Source organism: Nonomuraea sp. NPDC050202 (assembly GCF_040656115.1).
Lineage (GTDB): Bacteria > Actinomycetota > Actinomycetes > Streptosporangiales > Streptosporangiaceae > Nonomuraea.
Window position 1 is genome coordinate 122,448 of the sequence record NZ_JBFALF010000004.1, and the last position, 22,566, is coordinate 145,013.

Consider the following 22,566-nt stretch of genomic DNA (forward strand, 5'->3'; position numbering starts at 1 on the left):
GTATTACCTCCCGCTTAGAAGGGAAAAGCAAAGATGAGACGCAAGTACGGCGTCGCCGGGGTGTTCCTCACGGCGATGCTCGCACTCGCCGCCTGCGGTGGCGGGGGCAGCACCGGGGGCAACCCGCTCGACACGACGAGCGCGGTCCCCACCGGCTCGGCTTCGGGCGCTGGGGGTAAGGCCGTCATCGGCTCCTTCGACTTCGACGAGAGCGTGCTGCTCGCCTCGATCTACGCCCAGGCGCTGGAGGCCAAGGGCGTGCAGGTGGAGGAGAAGCCCCGGATCGGCAGCCGCGAGGTCGTCTACGACCAGGTCAAGAGCGGCGGGCTGACGATCGTCCCCGAGTACAACGGCAACCTGCTCGCCTTCATCGACCCGAAGGCCACCGCCGCGACCACCGACGAGGTCAACACGGCGCTGAAGGAGAAGCTGCCGGCCGAGCTGGAGGTGCTCGACTCCTCCCCGGCCGAGGACAAGGACAGCCTGTCCATCTCCAAGGACACCCAGACCAAGCAGTCGCTGAACTCGATGGAGGACCTCGCCAAGGTCTCCAAGGACATGGTCGTCGGCGGCCCGCCCGAGTTCAAGAAGCGGTGGGAGGCGCGGTTCAAGGAGGTCTACGGCCTGGAGTTCAAGGAGTGGAAGCCGACGGGGCCGACCACGTCCGACGCGATCAAGGACGGCACGATCCAGGTCGGCAACGTCTTCACCACCGACCCGAAGATGGCCGCCAACAACCTCGTGGCGCTGCAGGACCCCAAGAACATCTTCCCCGCCCAGAACGTGACCCCGCTGCTGCACAAGGCCTCGGCCAGCGACACGATCAGGACCACCCTGAACGGCATCTCGGCCAAGCTGACGACGGACTCCCTCCTGCAGATGATGCAGAAGATCTCCGTGAACAAGGACGAGCCCGCGGTCGTGGCCAAGGAGTGGCTGACCACCAACGGTCTCGGATGATCCCCGTGCTCCGGGCCCCCGCCCACCGGGGGCCCGTGCGGGCGAACTCCGCGCCGTGGGCCCCTGGACGCCGCGGGTCCGGGCAGGCGATCTTCGCGCCGCGAACCCCCGGACGCCGGGCGGCCGCGCGGTGAGCGAGCTGTTCACGGAGGCGATGGCGCAGCTCGCGGCCGGGGTGGCGGTCGTGACCGCGCGCGACGGGCGCGACGACCTCGGCACCACGGTGTCGGCGCTGATGTCCGTCTCGCTGGAGCCGCCGCTGGTGCTGGTGAGCCTGGCCGGCCGCGGCTACCTCACCGAGGTCCTGCTCCGGCAGGACCGCTGGGCGGCCTCCCTGCTGTCGTCGGGGCAGGCCGCGATCGCCAGCCGCTTCGCCACCGCAGGACGGCCCAGCGCGCGGCTGCTGGTGGCGGGCACCCCGCACCATCGGGGGGCGCTGACGGAGGCGCTCGTGATCGAGGGCGGGGTGGCCGCGATCGAGGCCGAGACCACCAAGGTGGTCCCGGCCGGCGATCACACGATCTTCATCGCCGCCGTGCTGGCCGTCGACTACGTCGACGCGGCCCTGCAGCCCCTGGTGCGGCTGCGCGGCCGCTACCGCTCGACGGCCGCCTCCTGACCGGAGGCGGGGCCCGGTCCGGCCGGACCCCGCGCACGGCTGCTCAGCGGGAGAAGATCGCGCTGTGCAGGTCGACCGGGTTGGCGGCGTCGTCGGTGGCGACGCCGTACACGGCCGTGAAGGTGCTGCCGGTCGAGACCAGCCCGGTGTAGTCGCCGAGCAGGCGCCCGACGCTGGTCACCGGGACCTTCCGCGTGTCGAACGGCCCCTCGACGTGCCGCTCGCGCCAGGACCCCGGCTTGGTGCAGTCGCTCGCGCACGTGACGGCCCACAGGTCGGTGGGCAGGGTGGCGGGGTCGGGCGTGTTGTTGCGGAAGTCGTAGTAGGTGATCGCCACGGTGCCCGTCCTGGACGCGGCCACGACCGGTACGGCGGCCGAGCCCGTAGGCGTCTTGTCCACGCGGATCGGGCTGGACCAGCTCTTCCCGCCGTCCGCCGACCGCGAGTAGGCCACGTGGAAGGTGCCGTCGGGGTCCTGGCTCGGCCAGACGGCGTTGACCACCCGCGTGCCCGGCTGGGCGGCCAGCAGCGGCAGGGCGGCGTTGCGGATCGGGTCGCCCGAGTTGTCGGGGTCGGGGATGCGCGGCCCCACCGCGAGCGGGGCCGGGACGTTCAGCGTCGGCGCCGACCAGGTCCTGCCGCCGTCGGTCGAGCGGATGACCTGGGTCGAGCCGTCGGTGATCGTCTCGTGGTGCATGACGATCAGCAGCGTCCCGTCCGGAAGGGCCACGAGCTGGGTGCCGATGACGCCGCTGTTGGCCGGTACGTCGTAGACCTTGCTCGTGGTCCAGGTGCGCCCGTCGTCGGTCGACTTGGCCAGGTAGACCGGCTGGACCCAGTTCGGCGTCGTACTGGTGGACTGGTCGTCGATGCGGTCCCACACCGCGTAGACCACGCCCGGGCGGTACGGGTCCGCGGTCACCGACGGGCGGTCGTTGAAGAAGCGGGGGTTGTCGTCCCGCTGCAGGGTGACCGGCGCCTCCCAGGTCCGGCCGCCGTCACCGGAGCGGGACACCAGGATGGCGGTGACGTCGCCGGCGCGCGACATCGACAAGGACGCGGCCACGGCCGCGCCGGACGGGGTGACCGTGACCCAGTGGTCCGTCGCGACGTCGTAGTCCCCGCCGTCGCATCGGGAGAAGGCGGGCCGGTTCCCGGTCTGCCGCCAGGTCAGACCGTGGTCGTCCGACACGGCGACGCCCGTGCCGTTGCTGCCGTAGCGGTTCCAGCGGTCCTGCTGGAACACCGTGACGAGGCGTTCCGGGCGGTTCGGGTCCCGCGCCAGCATGGGCAGGACCTCGGTGTTCGGGTTGAGGGTGTAGCCGTCGGCAGGGGGAGGCCCGCAGTCGGCGGGCAGCGGGCTGGTACCCGAGACCGGCCGCACGATGGCGGGGCCGGGGGTTCCGGCGTCGTCCGCGGCGGCGGGTTGCGCGAGGGTGCAGGCCAGCAGGACAGCGGCTGCGGGTAAGAACGCCCTGGAGGGTCGGATCACGAGCCTTCCTATCTTCGTCGTGTCCACGAAGACGTCGCCGGACTCCCGGCGGAACGCATCCTCCGGGAGTCAGGCGAACGACGCAGGAAGTTTACGGGCACAAGATCAGTTTCGTTCGCGAAATACGCGGAAACCCTCAAGGTGGACGGCTGACCTGTGCCTTCGCCGTGATCGCGAGCTGACCGGCTCCCCGAACCGCGCAGCCGCCACGCAGTCAGCGGATGGAGTACCAGCCGGGCAGGACCAGCGGCCCCACCGCGGGCAGGCCCAGCTCGGCCGACAGCCGCGCGAGCGGCCCCCAGGCGTCCATCCGGATCCTGGCCAGCGCCGCCGACTTGTCCTCGCTCGACTCCGGCCCGCGCAGCCGCTCCAGCGGGTTGAGCCGCGGGAACGTACGCACCGGCGCGTCGTCGGCCAGGCCGGCCCGCTTCCTGGCCATGGCCAGCGCGTCCTCCAGCCCGCCCAGCTCGTCCACCAGCCCGCTCGCCCGGGCGTCGGCGCCCGTCCAGACCCGGCCGCGGGCCAGCTCATGGGTGCGCTCGCGCGACAGGTCGCGGCTCTGGGCCACCTTGCCCACGAAGTCGTCGTAGATGCGGTCGAGCCAGGCGTTGATGCGCTCCCACTGCTCGGGCGAGAAGCCGCGGGAGGTGGAGAACATGCCGGCGTTGGCGCCCTCGGCCACCATCTCCGAGGTGATGCCGGCCTTCTCCAGCAGCTCGGAGAAGACGGGCTTGCCGCCGTACACGCCGATCGAGCCGGTCAGCGTGCCGGGCTGGGCCACGATCACGTCGGCCGCCATCGAGATGAAGTAGCCGCCGGAGGCCGCCAGGTCGCCCATGGACACGATCACCGGCTTGACCTTGCGCGTCAGCGTCACCTCGCGCCAGACCGTGTCGCTGGCCACGTACGAGCCGCCGGGGCTGTCCACCCGGAACACGACCGCCTTGACGTGGTCGTCGCGCCTGGCCGCGCGCAGCGCCGCGCTGATCGTGTCGGAGCCCATCGCGCCGCCACCGCCGAGCGGGCTGCGACCGCTGCGGCCGGTCCTGATCATGCCGGTGGCGTGCACGAGCGCGATCGCGTCGGCCATCGGGTGCGACAGCTTGCGCACGGCCGCGCCCCTGGCGTAGCGGGAGACGTACAGCAGGTGCGCGTCGTCGCCCGCGGCCCGCTTGAGCTCGTCGTACACCTCGTCCCGGTAGGCCAGCCCGTCGACCAGCCCGGCCTCCTGCGCCTCGGCGGCGGTGAACGGGCCGCGGTCGATCAGCTCCCGCACCTTGCCCGGGTCCAGGCGGCGGCCGTCGGCGATGCCCGCGACGAGGCTCTCGGTGACCGACTCGACGATGCGCGCCATGGACTCGCGGTGCGGATCGGTCATGTGGTCCTGGGTGAAGGTGTTGGGCGCGGTCTTGTACTCGTGCCGCTGCCCGGCCTCGAACCCGACGCCCAGCTTGCCCAGCGCCCCCTTGACGAAGCGCTGCTCCAGCGCCACCCCGGTCAGCCCGACGTCGCCGCTGGGCTGCAGGTAGAGCCGCTCGAAGGCGGTGGCCAGGTAGTACGGCACGGTGCCGCCGCCGAACTCCCCGAACGTCTCGGAGAACGCGACGGTCAGCTTGCCCGAGGCGCGGAAGTGGATCACCGCCTGGCGCAGCTCCTGCACCATGGCCAGGCCCAGCGGCTGCCCGCCGATCTTCACGACCAGCGCCTTGACCCTCGGGTCCTGCCTGGCCCGCTTGAGCCCGGACAGGACGTCGGCCAGGCGCGTCTTGCGCATGGACAGCACCGCGGCGAGCGGATCCGCCGGCGGGCCCTCGGTGAGGCCTTCGGTGAGATCGAGCTCCAGGATCAGCGGGGCCGTGCGCCGCTGACGAAGCCTGTCGACGGTTTCGAAGATCGCCTTGCCTGCGTCCATAGAAGCCACCTTAAGCGACACATTCCGAAATGGGCTGGGGCGTTGCTCCCCCGAGCGTAGAGGTGCCGCGCGCGTCCGCGTCACACCCGGACGACGACCTTCCCCGGGGCTTGCCCCTCCTCCTGGTACCGGATCGCCGCCCGCAGCTCCGCGAAGTCGTACACGCGGTCCACGACCGGCGTGAGCCGGCCGTCCTTGACCAGATCCGTCAGCTCCTCCAGGTTCCGCCGGTTCCCCCTGGCGCTGAGCACGTCCGTCAGCACGGCCTTCTGCGAGACGAACGCCGACGCGGCGAGGGTCGCGAAGACGTGGCCGGCGGGCTGCAGCCAGCGGCTGGCCGCGCCGCCGATCAGGACGCAGACGCCCTTGCGCGCCAGCACCCTGCGGCACTCCGAGAACGAGCGGTTGCCCGCGATGTACAGCAGCACGTCGTAGACCTGCCCGCCGCGGGTGAAGTCCTCCTTCGTGCGGTCGACGACCTCGTCCGCGCCGAGCGAGCGCACCAGGTCCAGGTTGCGCGTACTGCACACGCCCGTGACATGCGCCCCGTACGCCTTGGCGAGCTGCACCGCGAACGTGCCCACGCCGCCCGAGGCCCCGTTGACCAGGACCCGCTGCCCCGGCCGCACCCGGCCCTGGTCGCGCAGGGCCAGCAGGGCGGTGCCCGCGGCCAGCGGCACGGCCGCCGCCTCCTCGAACGACAGCTTCGCGGGCTTCGGCGCGAGCTCGGTCTCCGGCACGCACACGTACTCGGCGAAGCCGCCGCCCTTGGCGGTCATCGCGAACACCTCGTCGCCCGGCTGGAACCGCGTGACGCCCGGCCCGACCGCCTCCACCTCCCCGGCCACGTCCGCGCCCAGGATGGTGATCCTCGGCCGGCGCAGCCCCAGAGGGCCGGGCATGAGCCGGGAGATGAACGGCTCGCCGCGCATGAGGTGCCAGTCCGCGGGCTGGACGGAGGCGGCGCGCACCCGTACCAGGACCTCGCCGGGGCCGGGGGCGGGCTGGGCGACGTGCTTGAGCTCCAGGGCGTCGGGGGAGCCGTACGAGGTGAGAACGTAGGCCTTCATCGGGATCTCCTTCCGGTGGTCGATGGGCCTCAGTGTGGGCGCGACCTGCGGGAAGGCTCAACGGTCGAAAGTACGAGCTGTTGACCGGCCGATCGGCTCATCCAGGTCCGGCCGTCAGGGCGATGAGCCGGGGCGGCCCCGGCGGCCACCATCGGGGCATGCCCAACGACCTCGCTGCCCGCAGGACGGGCTGGCTCGTGCCGGCCGGACTGATCGCCCTCAGCTTCGTCCCCCTGCTCGCGGGCGGCGTCCGCCTCACCGAGCTGGCCGCCGGAGCCGAGATCACGCAGGCCAACGCCCGCTTCTTCGCCTCGCCCGCGCCGATCGTGGCGCACATCGTGGCCGTGTCCGTCTACAGCGCGGTGGGCGCGTTCCAGTTCGCGCCCCGGTTCCGGCGGCGCAGGCGCGGCTGGCATCGGGCCGCCGGGCGGGCGCTGGTCGGGTTCGGGCTGGTGGCGGCGGTGTCGGGGTTGTGGATGACGGCGTTCGCCGAGCTGCCGCCCGGTGATGACGGGCTGCTGACCGTGTTCCGGGGGGTGGCGGGGACGGTCATGCTCGGCTCCCTCGTGCTCGGCTTCGCCGCCATCCGCCGCGGGGACGTGCGCCGGCACCGCGCCTGGATGATGCGCGCGTACGCCATCGGCGCCGGCGCCGGCACCCAGGCCGTGACGCAGGCGGTGTGGATCGCGGCCGCGGGCGAGCCGGACCACCTCACCCGGGCGCTGCTCCTGGCCGCGGGTTGGGCGATCAACGCCGCCGTGGCCGAGGCGATCATCCGCCGGCGGGGGTGGCGGGTCAGCGCTGCCTGACGCGGTTCGTCTCGTACGCCCACATGGCGATCTCGACCCTGTTGCGGACGCCGAGCTTGGTCATCAGGCTCGCCACGTGGCTCTTCACCGTGCTCAGCGAGATGTGCAGCTCGCCGGCGATCTCGCTGTTGGTCCGCCCGCGGGCCACGGTGAGCAGGATCTCCTCCTCCCGCTCGGTGAGTGGCTCGATCGGCTGCACCCGGGGCTGGGCGGGGCCGGTGCCGGCGAACGCGGACAGCAGGCGGGCCGTGATGCTCGGCGCGATGAGCGCGTCGCCGCCCGCCGCGGCCCGGACCGCCTGGGCGAGCAGGGCGGGGCCCGCGTCCTTGAGCAGGAACCCGCGGGCGCCCGCCCTGAGCGCCGCGTAGACGTACTCGTCGAGGTCGAACGTGGTGATCACGACGACGGCCATCGGGTCCGCCACGTCGGGCCCGGCCAGGGCGCGGGTGGCCTCGATGCCGTCGCAGCGGGGCATGCGGATGTCGAACAGGCACACGTCGGGCCGCAGCCGCCGCGCCAGCTCGACGGCGCGGTGCCCGTCGGCCGCCTCGGCGACGACCTCGATGCCGGGCTGGGCGTCGAGGATCATCCGCAGGCCGGTACGGGCGATCTCCTGGTCGTCGGCGACGATCACCTGGATGGGCCCGTCCCGGCCCGGCTCGCGCGCGTCACCGCCCGGCGCGTCCGCGTCCGTGATCCGGCCCGGTGTGTCCGTGTTCCAGGCCGGTGCGCCCGCGTTCCGGCCTGTTTCGCCCGCGTTGTGGCCCGGTGTGCTCGGGTGCTCCGCCGGCCCTGTGGTCATGTGGAGGCTCCCGTTCGAGGCAGTTCGGCGGTCACGGTCCAGCCGCGACCGGGGTTGGGCCCGGCTTCGCAGGTGCCGCCGAGCAGGCCGGCGCGTTCGATCATGCCGAGCAGCCCGTACCCGGGCGAGGCGACGGGACGGCCCGCGGTGCTGTCGCCGTCGTCGCTCACGCGCAGGCGCACGGACGTGTCGTCGGCGGCCACGCGGACCTCGATCCGGGTGGCGTGCCGGGCGTGCCGCCGGGCGTTGGTGACCGACTCCTGGGCGATCCGGTAGATCGCGGCCCCGACGGAGGCGGGCACGCCGTCGAGGTCGCCGTCGATCCGTACGTCCACGGCGGGGCCGACGCGACCCCGTCCGGCGAGTTGCCGGAGGTCGGCGAGGTCCGGGTTGGGCGCCAGCTCCGGCATCGCGGGCCCCCGGTCGCGGCGCAGGACGCGGACCATGGTGCGCATCTCGGCGAGCGTGCGGGACGCCTCGGCCTCGATCACCCGCAGCGCGTCGACGGCGGCGCCGGGATCGGAGGCGGCGGTCGCGATGCCCGCCTGGGCCCTGATCGCCATCGCCGAGACGTGATGGGCGACGGTGTCGTGCAGGTCGCGGGCCAGTTGCTCGCGTTCGAGCAGCTTGACCTGGTCGAGCTCGCGCATCCTGGCCCTGGCCCGGTAGCGGAAGGTGCCGCCCAGCGCGATCCCCGCGAACACGACGGCGTACGCGCTGGCGACGTCGGCCGCCCTGATGTGCCCGGTCACCACGGAGGCCGCCACGGCGACGCTGATCAGCAGCAGCCCCGCGGTGATCTCCCGGCCCGACCCCCAGCGGGACAACGCGTAGAGGAGGATCACGATGTAGGCCGACGAGGACATCTCGGCCGGGTCGGCGCCCGCGAGGATCTGGACCAGCGTCGAGGCCACGACGGGGATCGCCAGGGCGAGCAGCGGCCGGGTACGGCGCCATAACAGCGTGGGCACCATCACGATGGGGAAGATCACCGAGATGGGCCGCCACTGGAGGTCGGTCCGCAGCGTGCCTTCCAGCACGGCGGCCACGGCGAGCAGGCCCACGAGCGCCCAGTCGCGCCACACCCGGCGCGGCGCCTGGGGCGGACGGGGCTCGTCCCACCACGAGCGGAGAAGGCCCTGCACGCAATCATGGTACGAGAGCGGGGGCCGGTCCGGATCGGTCCGGAAGGGGGTTCGCGGCTCAGGCGCGGGTGAGCATGCCGCCCAGGGCACTGATCGCCGCGGCGAGTGCCGCGTCCGCCTGCCCGGCCTCCTCCAGCGCGCTCCTCAGCGTCTCCTCGTAGGTGTGGCTCGCCTCGGCGTACCGGGCGCGGCCCGGCTCTGGCCGTCGGTCTTCACCCTCCTGCCGGCCGCCGGCGGCATCTTCACCCTCAGCCTGGCGCTGAAGACCCTGGACGTCGGCGTCGGCTACACCGTCTGGACGGGCGTCGGCTCCATCGGCACGGTCGTGCTCGGCGCCCTCATCTACAAGGAGAAGATCACACCCGCCAAGCTCGGCTCGTTCGCCGCGATCACCGGAGGCGTCGTCCTCCTCAAGATCGCGGCGGGCGTCTGAGCAGGGGGGCGCCGGCGCCGCCGGTTCTCCGGACAGGCGAAAGGGGCCGGGGTGGCCCGGCCCCTTCGGTGGATCGTGGTCAGACGCCGGGATTGGCGGGCGCCTGGGTGCTCGACGTGGCGCGCTCCATGTCGATCCGCGACTTGATCACGGCCGTTCCCGACGAGTCGAACTGGACGGGCGTGCCGGTGTCCTGCAACCGTTGCAGGCTCTGCGCCACCGTGAACTCCGGGAACCGCTGCCGCATCAGCGCGAACGCGCCCGCCACGTGCGGCGCGGACATCGAGGTCCCGGCCTTCACCCCGTACGTGTCGTCCGGCACCGCGGAGTTGACGGCCACGCCCGGCGCGAACAGGTCGAGCAGGTTGCCGCGGTTGGTGAACGTCGCCAGCGTGTCGGCGTCGTCCGTGGCGCCGGTCGCGATGGCCGTGGAGATGCAGGCGGGCGAGGCGACGGCGTTCGGCAGGCCGGCGTTGCCCGCCGCCACCACCGGGGCCACCCCCAGGCTCACCAGCGCGTCGAACTCAGGCTTGACCGCCGCGGCGGTCGTGTCCGTGTCGCAGGCCTCGGTGTACCCGCGGGCGCTGCCCAGGCTCATGTTCACCGCCGCGATGTTGAACGTCCTGACCACCCGCGCCACGTACTCCAGGGCCAGCTTCTGGTCCGAGGTGTAGCTGAGGAAGCAGGGCGCGGTGGAGCCGCCGATCGCGCAGGTCAGCGGGTTGTCGATGCGGCTGAACACCTGGATCGGGAGCACGCGGGCCTCGGGCGCGACGCCGTTGCCCGGCGCGCCCGTGACCATCTTGCCCGCCGCGATGCCCGCCACGTGCGTGCCGTGCGAGCAGGCGTTCTGGCCGTTGACCGTGCACTGCGGGATCTCGACGTTGGCCGCGCCGGGGCCCGTCTGGCTGGGCTGGTTGTTCGGGCAGAGCGAGACGGCGCCGTCCCTCCCGCTGGAGGAGGAGAAGCACGCCTCGTCCGCGACCCGGCCGGTGAAGAACGGGTGGTCGCTGTCGATCCCCGTGTCGATCACGGCGATCGTGGTGCCCGTGCCGTTGAAGCCGGCCGCGTTCGCCTGGACCGAGCGGATCGTGGCGGTGCTGGTGTCGAGCAGGGGCATGCTCAGCTCGTCCTTGTAGACGGACTGGACGCGCGAATCCTGCTTGAGCTTCTCCAGCGTCGCGCCGTCGAGCTCGGCGACGAAGAAGTTGGGCGACTCCGCCGCCTCCAGGACGCGGCTGCCCTCCGAGGCCTGCTCGATGTCGGCGGCCACGGCCTCGACGCTCTGGCCGGGCTTGAGCTGGATGATGGAGCGTACTGCGCTCTTCTCCTGGATCTCCGAGACGAGCGCAGGGCTGATGATCGGATCACCAGTATCGGTGGTGTCGGCTTGGAGAGCCGGACCGGCGCAGAGGGCGCCGGACGTCATGGCCAGCGTTGTCACGCCGACCAGCAGAGACCGTAGCCTCACTTCTTCCTCCCGGAGGCTGGAGCCGTGAAGCTTTTGCGGCTCCCGGCTGCGTACAGCCGCTTACATCCCCACCTGCAACAACTGTGATGTCAGTGACGTATGTAACCCGAATAAACGTTGGAGGCTATTTTGCTTTTATGCGACACAAGGGAAAAGGCCGGTCTGATGTGACCGGCCTTAATCGGAAATGCTGTTATTTAACGGTTTTGAGGATGTTACTGGTGGCCTTCTTCAGCGCCGCCACGGACGGCTTGCTGCTGAGCCTGACCTTTTCGGCGGCGGTCAGCGCCGTCGTGCCGTTCGTGCCGTGCGCCCAGTTCAGCCAGGCCGTCAGCAGCGCGCTGTCCAGCTTGGCCTTGCGGGTCTTGGGGCTCTTCAGCACGCGGTACGCCTTGCCCAGCGACGAGGCCTTCGTCAGCTCGGGGAACACCTTGCTCGACTTGCCGATCAGCTTCAGGTAGCAGGACAGCGTCTCGTCCGGGATCGTGCCGCTGGCCCGGTGCAGCTCCACGGCCCACTGCGGGGTCGTCAGCCTCTGCGCGGCGGTACCCCGCGTGCAGACCGCGGCAGGCGGCTTCGCCGTCTCCGTCACGGTCACCGTGACCGTCACCGTCGGCAGCGGGACCGGGGTGGAGGACGCCGAGGGCGCCGGCTCCGCCGGGTCGTCGGGCGCGGGGGTGGGGCCGCTGCTGTCGCTGGGGTCGGGCTCGGGCGCGGTGTCGTCCGCCACCGGGGACGGGCTCTGGGTGACGGGCGGCTGAACGGCCGCGCCGGTCAGGGCCGCCGCCAGGTCCAGGCGCGGGGTGGTGACCTGGGCGCCGGCCACGTCGTACACGTACGGCCTGCCGGTCGCCTTCAGCGTGTCGATCAGCTCCGACATCGGCTTGTCCGGCGAGGCCGCCCTCATCAGCGCCAGCGCGCCGGTCACCTGCGGGGTCGCCATCGAGGTGCCGCTGTAGGCGATCGTGGTGTTGTCGGGCACCGCCGACTCGACGTCCACGCCCGGCGCGAACAGGTCGAGCAGGCTGCCCCGGTTGGACCACTCCGCGATGGCGTCGGCGTTGTCGTTCGCGCCCACGGCCACCGCCGTGGAGACGCAGGCGGGATGGGCCGTGCCCTCGTAGTACTCGTTGCCCGCGGCCACCACGGTCGCGATGTTCCTGGTCAGCAGCGCGTCGAACTTCTCCTTGAAGATCGCGCCTTCCTCGGTGGCGTCGCAGCTCGTGTCGTACAGCATGCCGCCGAGGCTCATGTTCACCGCCGCGACGGGCTGGTTCAGGCTCGCCACGTAGTCGAGGGCCTGGCGCAGCGACGACTCGTACGCCACCAGGCACGCCGGCTCGCCGCAGCTGTCCTCGTCGTTGAGCCGGCTGAACACCTGCACCGCCACGATGCCCGCGCCCGGCGCCACGCCTCCGGTGCCGGCCGCGATGCCCGCGACGTGCGAGCCGTGGTCGCACAGGTTCACGCCGTCGAGCAGGCAGTTGGCGGTCATCGCGTCCGCCGCGTTCCCGTCGGTCTGCTGGTTCAGGCCGTTCGGGCAGAGCGAGACGACCCCGCTGTCCTCCGTGGCGGAGAAGCACGCCTGGGCCACGATCCGGCCCTGGAACCACGGGTGGTCCACGTCGATGCCGGTGTCGAGCACGGCCACCACCTGGCCTGCCCCGGCGTTGCCCGCGGCGTGCACCTTGTCGGCGCCGATCAGGGACAGGCTCGGGGCGACCTCGGCCGGCGTGTACGTCCGGTCGCGGTGGATGGAGGAGACCCGCGGGTCCTCGGCGAGCTTGGCCAGCTCCTCCGCCGTCCCCTCCACGACCATGAACGACTGGCTCTGCGGCTGCAGCACCACGTCCACGCTCTCGGCCGCGGCCTGGGTGGCCACGGGCGCGGTCTCGGCGGGGCCGGTCAGCTCGACGATGGCGCGCTCGGTGCCGCCGTCCACGCCTAAGCCGTCCTCGACCTTGCTCTCCGGGTCGGCGGGATCCTCCGCGGGAGGGGTCTCCTCCGCTGGGGGCTGTTCCGTCGGGGTCTGCGTCTGCGTCACGCCCGGCGCCGGGGTCGGTGCCGGGTCCTCCGCGTAGGCGGGGCCTGACAGCGGCAGCAGGGCCAGGGCGATCGTGCTGACGATCAGGGGGCGGAATCGCACGCGTCCTCCGAGGGGGATGATCTCGGAGTTTAGGGCGATTTGCCCCAGAGGCACAGGCCTCCGGGCGGTTTCTCACCGAACTTTCAGCGGGTGCACCTCAATCGTTCAGCCGGTTCCCCTCGTGCGTGAGCCACACCGCGCCCAGCGGCGGCACGCGCAGCGTCGTGGAGTACGGCAGCCCGTGCCACGGCTCGTCCTCCGCCTCGACCGCCCCGAGGTTGCCCACGCCGCTGCCCCAGTAGTGGTAGGCGTCGGTGTTGACGGCCTCCGTCCACTGGCCGGCGTACGGGAGCCCGAGCCGGTAGTTCTCGTGCGGCCCGCCGCTGAAGTTCACCACGCACGCCACCGCCGAGCCGTCATTGGCGTAGCGGACGAACGAGAGCGTGTTCCCCGAGGCGTCGTCGGCGTCGATCCACCGGAAGCCCTCGGGCCTGGCGTCCTGCTCCCACAGCGCCGGGGTGTCGCGGTAGATCCGGTTCAGGTCGCGGACCAGCCGCTGCACGCCCTGGTGCCCGTCGAACTCCAGCACCCACCAGTCCAGCCCGCGGCTTTCCGACCACTCGGAGCCCTGGCCGAACTCGCCGCCCATGAACAGCAACTGCTTGCCCGGATGCGCCCACATGAACGCCAGCAGCGCCCGCAGCTGCGCGAACCGCTGCCACTCGTCGCCCGGCATCTTGCCCAGCAGCGAGCCCTTGCCGTGCACGACCTCGTCGTGGGACAGCGGCAGCACGTAGTTCTCGGAGTAGGCGTACAGCAGCGAGAACGTCATCTCGTGGTGGTGGTACTGGCGGAAGACGGGCTCGTGCTGCAGGTACTTGAGCGTGTCGTGCATCCAGCCCATGTTCCACTTGAACCCGAACCCGAGGCCGCCCAGATGCACCGGCCGCGAGACCCCGGGCCAGGCCGTCGACTCCTCGGCCACGGTCGTGATGCCGGGCGCCTCCCGGTAGCAGACCGAGTTCATCTCCTTGAGGAACTCGACCGCGTCGAGGTTCTCCCTGCCGCCGTACACGTTGGGCGTCCACTCGCCCTCGCGCCGCGAGTAGTCGAGGTAGAGCATCGAGGCCACCGCGTCCACCCGCAGGCCGTCGATGTGGAACTCCTTCAGCCAGAACAGGGCGTTGGCCACCAGGAAGTTCTTCACCTCCCTGCGGCCGAAGTCGAACACGTAGGTGCCCCAGTCGGGATGCTCGCCCCTGGCCGGGTCGGCGTGCTCGTACAGCGGGGTGCCGTCGAAGCGGGCCAGCGCCCAGTCGTCCATCGGGAAGTGCGCCGGCACCCAGTCGAGCAGTACGCCGATGCCGCGCTGGTGCATGCGGTCCACGAAGTGGCGGAACTCGTCGGGCGTGCCGAACCGCGCCGTCGGCGCGTAGTAGGAGGTCACCTGGTAGCCCCACGACCCGCCGAACGGGTGCTCGGCCACCGGCAGCAGCTCCACGTGGGTGAAGCCCAGGTCCGCGGCGTACTCGGAGAGCTGGTCGGCCAGCTCCACGTACGACAGCCCCGGCCGCCACGAGCCCAGGTGCACCTCGTAGATGCTCATCGGCCCGCTCTGCGCCTGCCGACCGCGCCGGTCGACCATCCAGGCGTCGTCCTGCCAGCTGTAGTCGGACTTGTCGATCACCGAGGCCGTCATCGGCGGCACCTCGGTCCGCCTGGCCATCGGGTCGGCCTTGTCACGCCACACCCCGTCGGCGCCCAGGACCTGGTACTTGTACCGCTGGCCCGCCCCCAGCCCCGGCACGAACAGCTCCCACACCCCCGACCGGCCCAGCGACCGCATCGGGTAGGCGACGCCGTCCCAGTGGTTGAAGTCGCCGACGACCCTGATCCCGCGCGCGTTCGGCGCCCAGACGGCGAACGCCGTGCCCTGGACGTCCTCGTGCTCCATCACGCGCGCGCCGAGCACCTCCCACAGCCGCTCGTGCCGCCCCTCGCCGATGAGGTGCAGGTCCACCTCACCGAGCGTGGGCCAGTGCCGGTACGGGTCACGCACCTCGTACGCCTCCGCGCCGGCGTACTTGACGCTCAGCGTGTACGACGGCACCTTGTCCAGCCCGGGCACCGTCACCTCGAACACCCCGTGGGCCTGGTGCTTCATGTCGTGGGCAGAGCCGTCCTCCAGCACCACCCGCACGCGTTCGGCCAGCGGTCGCAACGCGCGGAACACCACCCCGCCGGTCACGGGGTGTGCTCCCAGCACGGAGTGGGGGTCGTGGTGCGCACCGCCCGCGAGGCGGTCGAGCTCTGTCCTCATCGGCATGCTCCCAACACTGCCCTAAGATGACCGTCCATCCCAGGCACTGCCCGCTTTCACCGCGACAATCACCGGATGTGCAAAATCCCGGGTTTATCACAAGAAGATGCCGAGGTGGTCTAGCGATCCTTTTCCGGCCCTTGGCACTGACGGGCGCCGATCCCAGCCGTCCGTCCCGATCCCAGCCGTCCGTGCCGATCTCAGCCGTCCGTGCCGACCGCCGCGGAGATGACGCTCTCCAGCGGAAGGGCCGCGCCGGCGCTCATGGCCGCCGCGAGGGCGCCCGCTCCCGAAGCCCGCGCCACCGCCGCCGCGATGCGCTCGACGTCGCCCCGCTCGCCCTCCGGCAGCGGGGCGCCCACCGACTCCCGCAGCGCGGCGGCCTTGCCCAGCAGCTGCCCGGCCTGCTCGTGCCGCCCGCCGAGCGCCAGCGCGCCCGACAGGCCCTCCAGGGCCAGCGCGACGGCCCGCGGGTCGCCCACCTTGCGGGCCAGGGCCAGCCCCTGGCGCTGCAGGTCCAGCGCGCCCGCCGCGTCGCCGCGCTGCTCGGCCACGAACCCCAGCTCGGCCAGGATCAGCGCCGCGCCGGGGTCGCCCGACACGTCCTCGACCCAGCCCAGCCAGGCCCGCAACCGCCGCTCGGCCTCCTCCAGCCGGCCCTGCCTGCGCGCGCTCAGCGCCAGGCCCAGCTCGGCGAACTCCTCGGCCGGGCGGTTCGACTGCGCCGCCGCGAGCCTCCTGGCCCGCTCGTGGTAGTCGTCGGCCCGCCCGTGATCGCCGGTCAGCATGGCGATCCTGCCCAGCCGCGACAGCGCCTCCGACACCGAGCTCCACAGCCCGAGCTCCTCGGCCATCGCCAGGACCTCCAGGCGCAGCGCAGTCGCCCGCTCGTAGTCGCCCGTGATCTCGGACAGCGTGCCGAGGTTCTCCGTGGCCCGCAGCTCGCCCCACCGGTCGCCGATCGCGCGGAACAGGCTCTGTCCCTGCTCCGCGCTGTCCCGCAGCGCCGCCAGGTCGCCGCGCATGGCGGCGTGCCGGCCGAGCAGGGTGAGCGCGGCGGCCGTGCCCCACTCGTCGCCGAGCCGCCTGAACTCCGCCAGCGCCGTCTCCACCAGGTCATGGCTCGCCGACAGGTCTTCGTAGCCGAACAGGGCGAACCCGGCGGACCACCGCGCCCGTGCCCGTGCCGACGGGTCCTCGATGCTCTCGAACAGCGTGGTGTCCAGCCGTACGAGGCGGCCCGCCAGCATCTCGAACCCGGCCAGCCACACTCCGGCCTGCGCGGTGGCCGGGTCGCCCGGCGTCGCCACGGACAGGGCCGACTCCAGGGCGCGGCAGGCCTCGCCCAGCCTGCCGCGCAGCACCCAGTACCAGGCCAGGTTGTTCACCAGGGCCAGCGCCTGGCCGGCCGCCCGCATGCGGACCGCCGTGTCCAGGGCCGTCCTGAGGTTGGCGGCCTCGGCGTCGAGCCGGGCGAGCGCGTCGCGCTGCCCGGGCCCGCGCAGGGCCGGCTCCAGGCGTGCGGTGAGGGCGGCGTAGTGGTGCACGTGCCTGAGCCGCACGTCGTCCAGCTCGCCCGCCTCCCGCAGCCGCTCCTGGCAGTAGGCGGCCACCGACTCCAGCAGGCGATAACGCGGCCCCGCCTGGGGCTGCCGCCCGGGTGCCGGTTCAGGGGCGGGGTCCGGCCGGGGGTGCTGTCGTGGCGCGGGTTCAGGGCCGGGCTGCGGCCGGGAGTGCTGTCCCGGTGCCGGGCCGCGGCCGGTGCCCGCCGTGCGTACCACGAGGGAGCGGTCCACCAGGCGGGCCAGCAGGTCGAGCACGTCCAGGCCCGGCTCGGCGCAGACGTCCTCGGCCGCCTCCAGCGTGCAGCCGTCGGCGTGCACGGCCAGGCGCCGCAGCACCACCCGCTCGGCCTCCGTCAGCAGCTCCCAGCTCCAGTCGATCATCGCGCGCAGCGTCTGCTGCCGCGCCGGCGCGCCGCGCAGGCCGGAGGCGAGCAGCCGGAAGCGGTCGTCGAGGCGGTCGGCGAGCTGCCTCGGAGTGAGCGCGCGCATCCTCGTGGCCGCCAGCTCCAGGGCCAGCGGGATACCGTCGAGCCGCTCGCAGATCTCCGCGACGTCGCCGTCGGGCTCGATCCCGGCCCGCGCGGCGAACAGCTCCATCGCCGCCTCCGGCCCCAGCGGCGGCACGGCCCACAGAGCCTCGCCCTCGATCCGCAGCGACTCCTGGCCGGTCGCCAGCACGCGCAGCCCGGGAGCGGCCCGCAGGAGCCGGGCGGCGAGCGTGGCGACCTGCTCGACCACGTGCTCGCAGTTGTCCAGCACCAGCAGCGTCGGCCTGGCCGCCAGGGCGCCGGGCAAGCGGTCCATGATGCAGCCCGGCGCGTCGTCGCGCAGGCCGAGCACGCCCGCGATCACCTCGGCCACCTCGACGGCCTGCGCCCCGGCCCCGAGCGAGGCCAGCTCCACCAGCCACACCCCGCCGTCGAACCCGTCCAGCCCTGACGCGGCGGCCAGGGCCAGCCGGGTCTTGCCGACGCCGCCGGGGCCCGTGAGCGTGATGAGCCGGTTCGCGCGCAGCAGCGCCCGTACCTCGGCCACCGCCTCCTCCCGCCCCACCAGGCTCGTCAGGGGCGCGGGCAGGTTCGTACGGGGCGGCGCGGCGGGCGCGTCCAGCGCGGGGTCCTGTTCCAGGATCGCCTGGTGCAGCGCCGCCAGCTCGGGCCCGGGATCCAGGCCGAGCTCGTCGGCGAGCCGCCGCCTCAGTTCTGCGTAGCTCGCCAGCGCCTCGCCCTGCCGCCCGGCCCGGTACAGGGCCCGCATGTGCACGGCCCGCAGCCGCTCCCGCAGCGGATGCCCGGCCACCAGGTCGGCCAGCTCGGCGGCGAGCGGCCCGTGCTCGCCGAGCCCGAGCCGCGTCTCGGCCAGCTCCTCCAGCGCCACCAGCCGCTGCTCGTCCAGCCGGGCCACCGCCGCCCTGGCGAACGGCTCGTCGGCGAACTCGGCGTACGCGCCGCCCCGCCACAGCCCCAGCGCCTCGCGCAGCAGCGCCGCCCGCGCGTCGAGGCCGCCGGTGCGCCGGGCGCGCAGGAGCAGCGACTCGAACAGCCCGGCGTCCACGGACTCGGGCTCGGCCCGCAGCACGTACCCCGGCGCCCGGTACGCCACCAGCTCCCGATCGCCCAGCACCCGCCGCAACTGGGACACCTTCACCCGCAGCGCCGCCGGGGCGTCGGCGGGCGGCCGGTCGCCCCACAGGTCCTGGATCAGCCGGTCGGCGGAGACCGTCCGGCCCGCCTGGATCAGCAGCCCCGCCAGCAACGCCCTGACCTTGACCTCGGGCACCTGGACCGGCCGTCCGTCCGGCGTCCACACCGCGAGCGGGCCAAGTACCCCGAACCGCATCAAGCCCCCCATAACGAACTCCGAAGGCGACCATAACCGCCCACGAGCAGGGTGGTCGCAGAGACATCCTCACCCGTAAGGAACACCGAAATGTCGGAAAATATCTCCGTGCTCGGCCTCGGGCTCATGGGCACCGCGCTCGCCGAGAGCCTCCTGGCCGCCGGGCACCAGGTCACCGTCTGGAACCGGACGCCCGCCAAGGCCGAGCCCCTGCTCGCCAAGGGCGCCAAGCAGGCGGCCACCCCCGAGGAGGCCGTCGCGGCGAGCCCGCTGGTGATCGTCTGCCTGCTCGACTACCCGTCCGTGGAGTCCACACTGGCGGGCGCGCCGCTGGAGGGGCGGGTCGTCGCCAACCTCACCACCGGCCGCCCCGCCGAGGCCCGCGAGATGGCGGCGTGGGTGGCCGAGCGCGGCGGCGAGTACCTGGACGGCGGCATCATGGCCGTCCCCCAGATGATCGCCCAGCCCGGCGCGCTCATCCTCTACAGCGGCTCGCAGGCGGCCTTCGACCGGCACGAGGAGGCGCTGTCCGCCATGGCGGAGGCCCGCTTCACCGGCGCCGACCCCGGCATGGCGCCACTGCTCGACCTGGCCATGCTGACCGGCATGTACGGCCAGATCGCCGGCCTGGTGGAGGCCGCCGCGCTGGTCAGGTCGGCCGGTTACCCGCTCACGGACTTCGTGTCGTCGCTGCTGGTGCCGTGGCTGAACGCGATGGCCGCGCAGCAGCCGCTGTGGGCCGAGAAGATGGCCTCGGGCGACCACAGCACCGAGGTCTCCAACCTGGAGATCAACCGGGCGGGCGTGGAGAACCTGGTGCGGGCCTTCCACGAGCAGGGCGTCAAGCCGGACCTGCTGCTGCCGCTGAAGGCCATCATCGACCAGCGCACCGCCAGGGGGCTGGGCCATGAGGGACTGTCGGGTTTGATCGAGGAGCTCTAGCCCGAGCGGGGGCGGAAGGCGGCGAGCGGGATCGAGATCCAGGAGGGCCGGTTGCGGGCCTCGTACACGACCTCGTAGACCGCCTTCGACAGCTCGAACGCCCGTAGCAGCGCCGCGTCCGCCGGGGAGATGACGCCGCCGCCCTCGGTGTAGCCGTCGAGGAAGGCGGCCCGGTTGCGGTCGGCCCACTCCTGGGCCCGGGGCTCCAGCTCCTCTGCCTGGGCGTGGCCGGCCAGCAGGTGCCTGGCCGCGTAGTCGAACGAGCGCAGCATGCCCGCCACGTCCCGTAGCGGCGAGTACAGCGCCCGCCGTTCGGCCAGCGGCTGGCCCGGCTCGCCCTCGAAGTCGAGGATGACCCAGTCCCTCGGCGTCCGCATCACCTGCCCGAGGTGGTAGTCGCCGTGAACGCGTTGCACAGGCACCTCGCTGGTGAGCAGCTCGACCTGGTGGTAGGCGTCCTCAATGGCTCTCACATGCTGGCGCAGCTCGGGCACCTCGGCCACGGCCCGCCCCAGCCGGCGCCTCAAACCCTCGGCCATGCGCTTGATCTCGTGGATCTCCACGACGCCTGTGGGGAACGCCGCCGCCAGCTCGTGGTGCACGCGGGCGGTGGCGCTGCCCAGCCGCACCGCCTCGGCCGCGAAGTCCCCGCCCGCCTCGGCCGCCGGCAGCTCGGGCAGCGAGGCGTACAGGTCGCGCACGCTGGCCAGCGCGAGGTCCCAGCCGTCGTTGGCGGGTGTCAGGAACTCCTGCATGATGGCGAGCGTCGTGTTGGTGCCGTCGAGATCGGTCTCGATCCATCCGTACGGCTGCGCGATGTGCGGCGCATGGCGGCCGGCCAGCGCGGTGATGATCTCCAGCTCGGGGTTCACGCCGGGGATGAGCCGGCGGAAGAGCTTGCAGATGTAGGAGTCCCCGTACACCAGCGAGGTGTTCGACTGCTCGGCGCCGAGGACGAGGCTGCGCGGGGTGGTGTCGATGGTGACGCCGGGCACGTGCCGCATGCGCAGGCCGCTGCGGGTCTCGTCGCGGGCCATGCCGTCGAGCAGCCAGCTCGTGCGCTCGGAGTCGTGCAGGGCGTCGTAGAGGTAGCTGTCGCCGACGGTGCCGATGAGGGCGTGGGAGAGCCGGTCGGGCAGCTCGTCCCGCTCGCCCAGCAGGATCTGGTAGCGGTCCCGCGAGCCCTCCTGCCAGACGGCGACGATCAGGTGTCTCAGCCCGGGCGTCAGCTCGACGTCCGAGTCGATCGACAGTTCGTCGATCGGGCGCCCCTTGCCGCCGAACCAACGTTGACGGCTGATCCATGCGGCAAGGAGCTCGTCATGCACGGCTTACTCCTCCTGGGTGATGGCCGGCGGGAGTGTGAACCAATAGAACCCATGCCCGGGAAGCGTCAAAAGATACGGAAGTTCGCCAATTGCCGGAAATGGTACGCCTCCCATGGTTTCCACGGGGGAGACGCCGACGAACCTGCGCAGGTCGAGCTCGACCGGTTGCGGGAAGCGTGACAGGTTGTTCACGCAGAGCATCCGGTCGTCGCCCAGCTCCCTGACGAAGGCGAGCACGCTGGGGTTGGAGGAGTTCAGCTCCGCGTAACCGCCCAGCCCGAAGACCGGGTGCCGCTTGCGGATCTCGATCATGCGCCGCGTCCAGTGCAGCAGCGAGCCGGCGTTCTTCTGCTGGGCCTCGACGTTGATCGCCTGGTACCCGTAGATCGGGTCCATGATCACCGGCAGGTAGAGGCGGCCGGGGTCGCAGTCGGAGAAGCCGGCGTTGCGGTCGGGGTCCCACTGCATGGGGGTGCGCACGCCGTCACGGTCGCCGAGCCAGATGTTGTCGCCCATGCCGATCTCGTCGCCGTAGTAGAGCACGGGGGAGCCGGGCAGCGACAGGAGCAGGGCGGTGAAGAGCTCGATCTGGTTACGGTCGTTCTCCAGCAGGGGCGCCAGGCGGCGGCGGATGCCGACGTTGGCCCGCATGCGGGGGTCCTTGGCGTACTCGGTGTACATGTAGTCGCGTTCCTCGTCCGTGACCATCTCGAGCGTCAGCTCGTCGTGGTTGCGCAGGAAGATGCCCCACTGGCAGTGCTCGGGGATCTTCGGCGTCTGGGCGAGGATCTCGGAGATGGGGTAGCGCGACTCCCGGCGCACGGCCATGAAGATGCGCGGCATCAGCGGGAAGTGGAAGGCCATGTGGCACTCGTCGCCGCCGCCGACCGGGTCGCCGAAGTACTCCACGACGTCCGAGGGCCACTGGTTCGCCTCGGCCAGCAGCACCCGGTCGGGGAAGAGCCGGTCCACCTCGGTCCTGATCCGCTTGAGGTACTCGTGCGTCCTCGGCAGGTTCTCGCAGTTGGTGCCCTCCTCCTCGAAGAGGTACGGCACCGCGTCCAGCCGGAACCCGTCGATGCCGAGGTCCAGCCAGAACCGCAGCACCTCCAGCATCGCCTCCTGCACGTCCGGGTTCTCGTAGTTGAGGTCCGGCTGGTGGTGGAAGAAGCGGTGCCAGTAGTACTGGCCGCGGACCGGGTCGTAGGTCCAGTTGGACGTCTCGGTGTCGATGAAGATGATCCGGGCGTCCTGGTACTTCTCATCGGTGTCCGACCACACGTAGAAGTCGCCGAACGGGCCCTCCGGGTCGTGCCGGGAGGCCTGGAACCACGGGTGGGCGTCGCTGGTGTGGTTCATGACGAGGTCGGCGATGACGCGCATGCCGCGCTTGTGCGCCTCGTCGACCAGCTTCACGAAGTCCCCGAGATCGCCGAACTCGGGCAGGATCTTCATGAAGTCCGCGATGTCGTAGCCGCCGTCACGCAGCGGCGACTCGTACAGCGGCAGCAGCCAGAGACAGTCGACGCCCAGCCATTGCAGGTAGTCGAGCTTGCTGATGAGCCCTCTGACGTCGCCCGTCCCGTCGCCGTTGGAGTCGGCGAACCCGCGGATCAGGACCTCGTAGAAAACCGCGCGCTTGTACCAGTAGGGATCGCGCGGCTTTTCCTCGTCAAAGGTGTTGGGAATGGGTGTGGAGCTCATGAGCCGCCCCGCAGGAGGCTCATGAGGGAGGCGCTAACACACACGTTGAAGACTCCCCGCTGAATTCAG

The 22,566-nt window shown here is 72.1% G+C and carries 16 protein-coding genes; 5 read left to right on the plus strand and 11 right to left on the minus strand.

From position 1 onward, the window contains the following. Nucleotides 1-33: 33 nt before the first annotated feature. Together AB0I79_RS14335 and AB0I79_RS14340 are read left to right on the plus strand one after the other, a co-directional pair. Nucleotides 34-960, plus strand: a complete 927-nt coding sequence (locus tag AB0I79_RS14335; protein ID WP_357871956.1) for an ABC transporter substrate-binding protein — start codon at nucleotides 34-36, stop codon at nucleotides 958-960. Between the two features lie 130 nt (nucleotides 961-1,090). After that, the gene (locus tag AB0I79_RS14340; RefSeq protein WP_357871957.1) at nucleotides 1,091-1,579 is read left to right on the plus strand and encodes a flavin reductase family protein; all 489 of its coding nucleotides are present in this window, start codon (nucleotides 1,091-1,093) and stop codon (nucleotides 1,577-1,579) included. A 43-nt stretch (nucleotides 1,580-1,622) separates the two neighbouring features. On the opposite strand, the gene AB0I79_RS14345 is transcribed toward AB0I79_RS14340, so the two are convergent. The 3 genes from AB0I79_RS14345 to AB0I79_RS14355 all read right to left on the minus strand — a co-directional run bounded on the left by AB0I79_RS14345 (nucleotide 1,623) and on the right by AB0I79_RS14355 (nucleotide 6,053). Then, entirely contained in the window at nucleotides 1,623-3,071 is a 1,449-nt protein-coding gene (locus tag AB0I79_RS14345; RefSeq protein WP_357871959.1) for a sialidase family protein, read from the minus strand. 214 nt (nucleotides 3,072-3,285) lie between these two features. Next, nucleotides 3,286-4,983 carry a signal peptide peptidase SppA gene (gene sppA, locus AB0I79_RS14350; RefSeq protein WP_357871962.1) on the minus strand — a complete coding sequence of 566 codons (1,698 nt, stop codon included), beginning with the start codon at nucleotides 4,981-4,983 and terminating at the stop codon, nucleotides 3,286-3,288. Nucleotides 4,984-5,063: 80 nt separating this feature from the next. Then, nucleotides 5,064-6,053 carry an NAD(P)-dependent alcohol dehydrogenase gene (locus AB0I79_RS14355; RefSeq protein ID WP_357871965.1) on the minus strand — a complete coding sequence of 330 codons (990 nt, stop codon included), beginning with the start codon at nucleotides 6,051-6,053 and terminating at the stop codon, nucleotides 5,064-5,066. A 158-nt stretch (nucleotides 6,054-6,211) separates the two neighbouring features. Between AB0I79_RS14355 and AB0I79_RS14360 the strand changes: the two genes are divergently transcribed. Continuing rightward, nucleotides 6,212-6,862 (plus strand): DUF2306 domain-containing protein, encoded by a 651-nt coding sequence (locus AB0I79_RS14360; RefSeq protein ID WP_357871967.1) that lies wholly within the window; start codon nucleotides 6,212-6,214, stop codon nucleotides 6,860-6,862. Here AB0I79_RS14360 and AB0I79_RS14365 read toward each other — a convergent pair. Together AB0I79_RS14365 and AB0I79_RS14370 are read right to left on the minus strand one after the other, a co-directional pair. After that, the gene (locus AB0I79_RS14365; RefSeq protein WP_357873050.1) at nucleotides 6,849-7,496 is read right to left on the minus strand and encodes a response regulator transcription factor; all 648 of its coding nucleotides are present in this window, start codon (nucleotides 7,494-7,496) and stop codon (nucleotides 6,849-6,851) included. The two genes, AB0I79_RS14360 and AB0I79_RS14365, sit on opposite strands and share 14 nt — an antisense overlap. Before the next feature lie 164 nt (nucleotides 7,497-7,660). Next, nucleotides 7,661-8,809: a histidine kinase gene (locus tag AB0I79_RS14370; protein WP_357871970.1), complete on the minus strand. Its 1,149-nt coding sequence runs from the start codon at nucleotides 8,807-8,809 to the stop codon at nucleotides 7,661-7,663. Nucleotides 8,810-8,972: 163 nt separating this feature from the next. On the opposite strand from AB0I79_RS14370, the gene AB0I79_RS14375 reads away from it, so the two are divergent. Further along, nucleotides 8,973-9,242, plus strand: a complete 270-nt coding sequence (locus AB0I79_RS14375) for an SMR family transporter (protein ID WP_357871973.1) — start codon at nucleotides 8,973-8,975, stop codon at nucleotides 9,240-9,242. A 79-nt stretch (nucleotides 9,243-9,321) separates the two neighbouring features. On the opposite strand, the gene AB0I79_RS14380 is transcribed toward AB0I79_RS14375, so the two are convergent. From AB0I79_RS14380 to AB0I79_RS14395, 4 genes are all read right to left on the minus strand, one after another. Beyond that, a complete protein-coding gene (locus tag AB0I79_RS14380; RefSeq protein WP_357871976.1) occupies nucleotides 9,322-10,713 on the minus strand; it encodes a S8 family serine peptidase in 1,392 nt (463 codons plus the stop codon). A 193-nt stretch (nucleotides 10,714-10,906) separates the two neighbouring features. Then, nucleotides 10,907-12,859 carry a S8 family serine peptidase gene (locus tag AB0I79_RS14385; RefSeq protein WP_357871979.1) on the minus strand — a complete coding sequence of 651 codons (1,953 nt, stop codon included), beginning with the start codon at nucleotides 12,857-12,859 and terminating at the stop codon, nucleotides 10,907-10,909. 97 nt (nucleotides 12,860-12,956) lie between these two features. Beyond that, entirely contained in the window at nucleotides 12,957-15,119 is a 2,163-nt protein-coding gene (gene glgB, locus AB0I79_RS14390; RefSeq protein ID WP_357871982.1) for a 1,4-alpha-glucan branching protein GlgB, read from the minus strand. Nucleotides 15,120-15,319: 200 nt separating this feature from the next. Then, on the minus strand, nucleotides 15,320-18,523 hold the full coding sequence (locus tag AB0I79_RS14395) for a BTAD domain-containing putative transcriptional regulator (protein ID WP_357871984.1): 3,204 nt from the start codon (nucleotides 18,521-18,523) through the stop codon (nucleotides 15,320-15,322). 90 nt (nucleotides 18,524-18,613) lie between these two features. On the opposite strand from AB0I79_RS14395, the gene AB0I79_RS14400 reads away from it, so the two are divergent. Next, entirely contained in the window at nucleotides 18,614-19,465 is an 852-nt protein-coding gene (locus AB0I79_RS14400) for an NAD(P)-dependent oxidoreductase (protein WP_357871987.1), read from the plus strand. Here the strand turns inward: AB0I79_RS14400 and AB0I79_RS14405 are convergent. Then, nucleotides 19,462-20,793: an aminoglycoside phosphotransferase gene (locus AB0I79_RS14405; protein ID WP_357871989.1), complete on the minus strand. Its 1,332-nt coding sequence runs from the start codon at nucleotides 20,791-20,793 to the stop codon at nucleotides 19,462-19,464. The two genes, AB0I79_RS14400 and AB0I79_RS14405, sit on opposite strands and share 4 nt — an antisense overlap. 3 nt (nucleotides 20,794-20,796) lie before the next feature. Then, the gene (gene treS, locus AB0I79_RS14410; RefSeq protein ID WP_357871992.1) at nucleotides 20,797-22,497 is read right to left on the minus strand and encodes a maltose alpha-D-glucosyltransferase; all 1,701 of its coding nucleotides are present in this window, start codon (nucleotides 22,495-22,497) and stop codon (nucleotides 20,797-20,799) included. Between the last annotated feature and the right edge of the window lie 69 nt (nucleotides 22,498-22,566).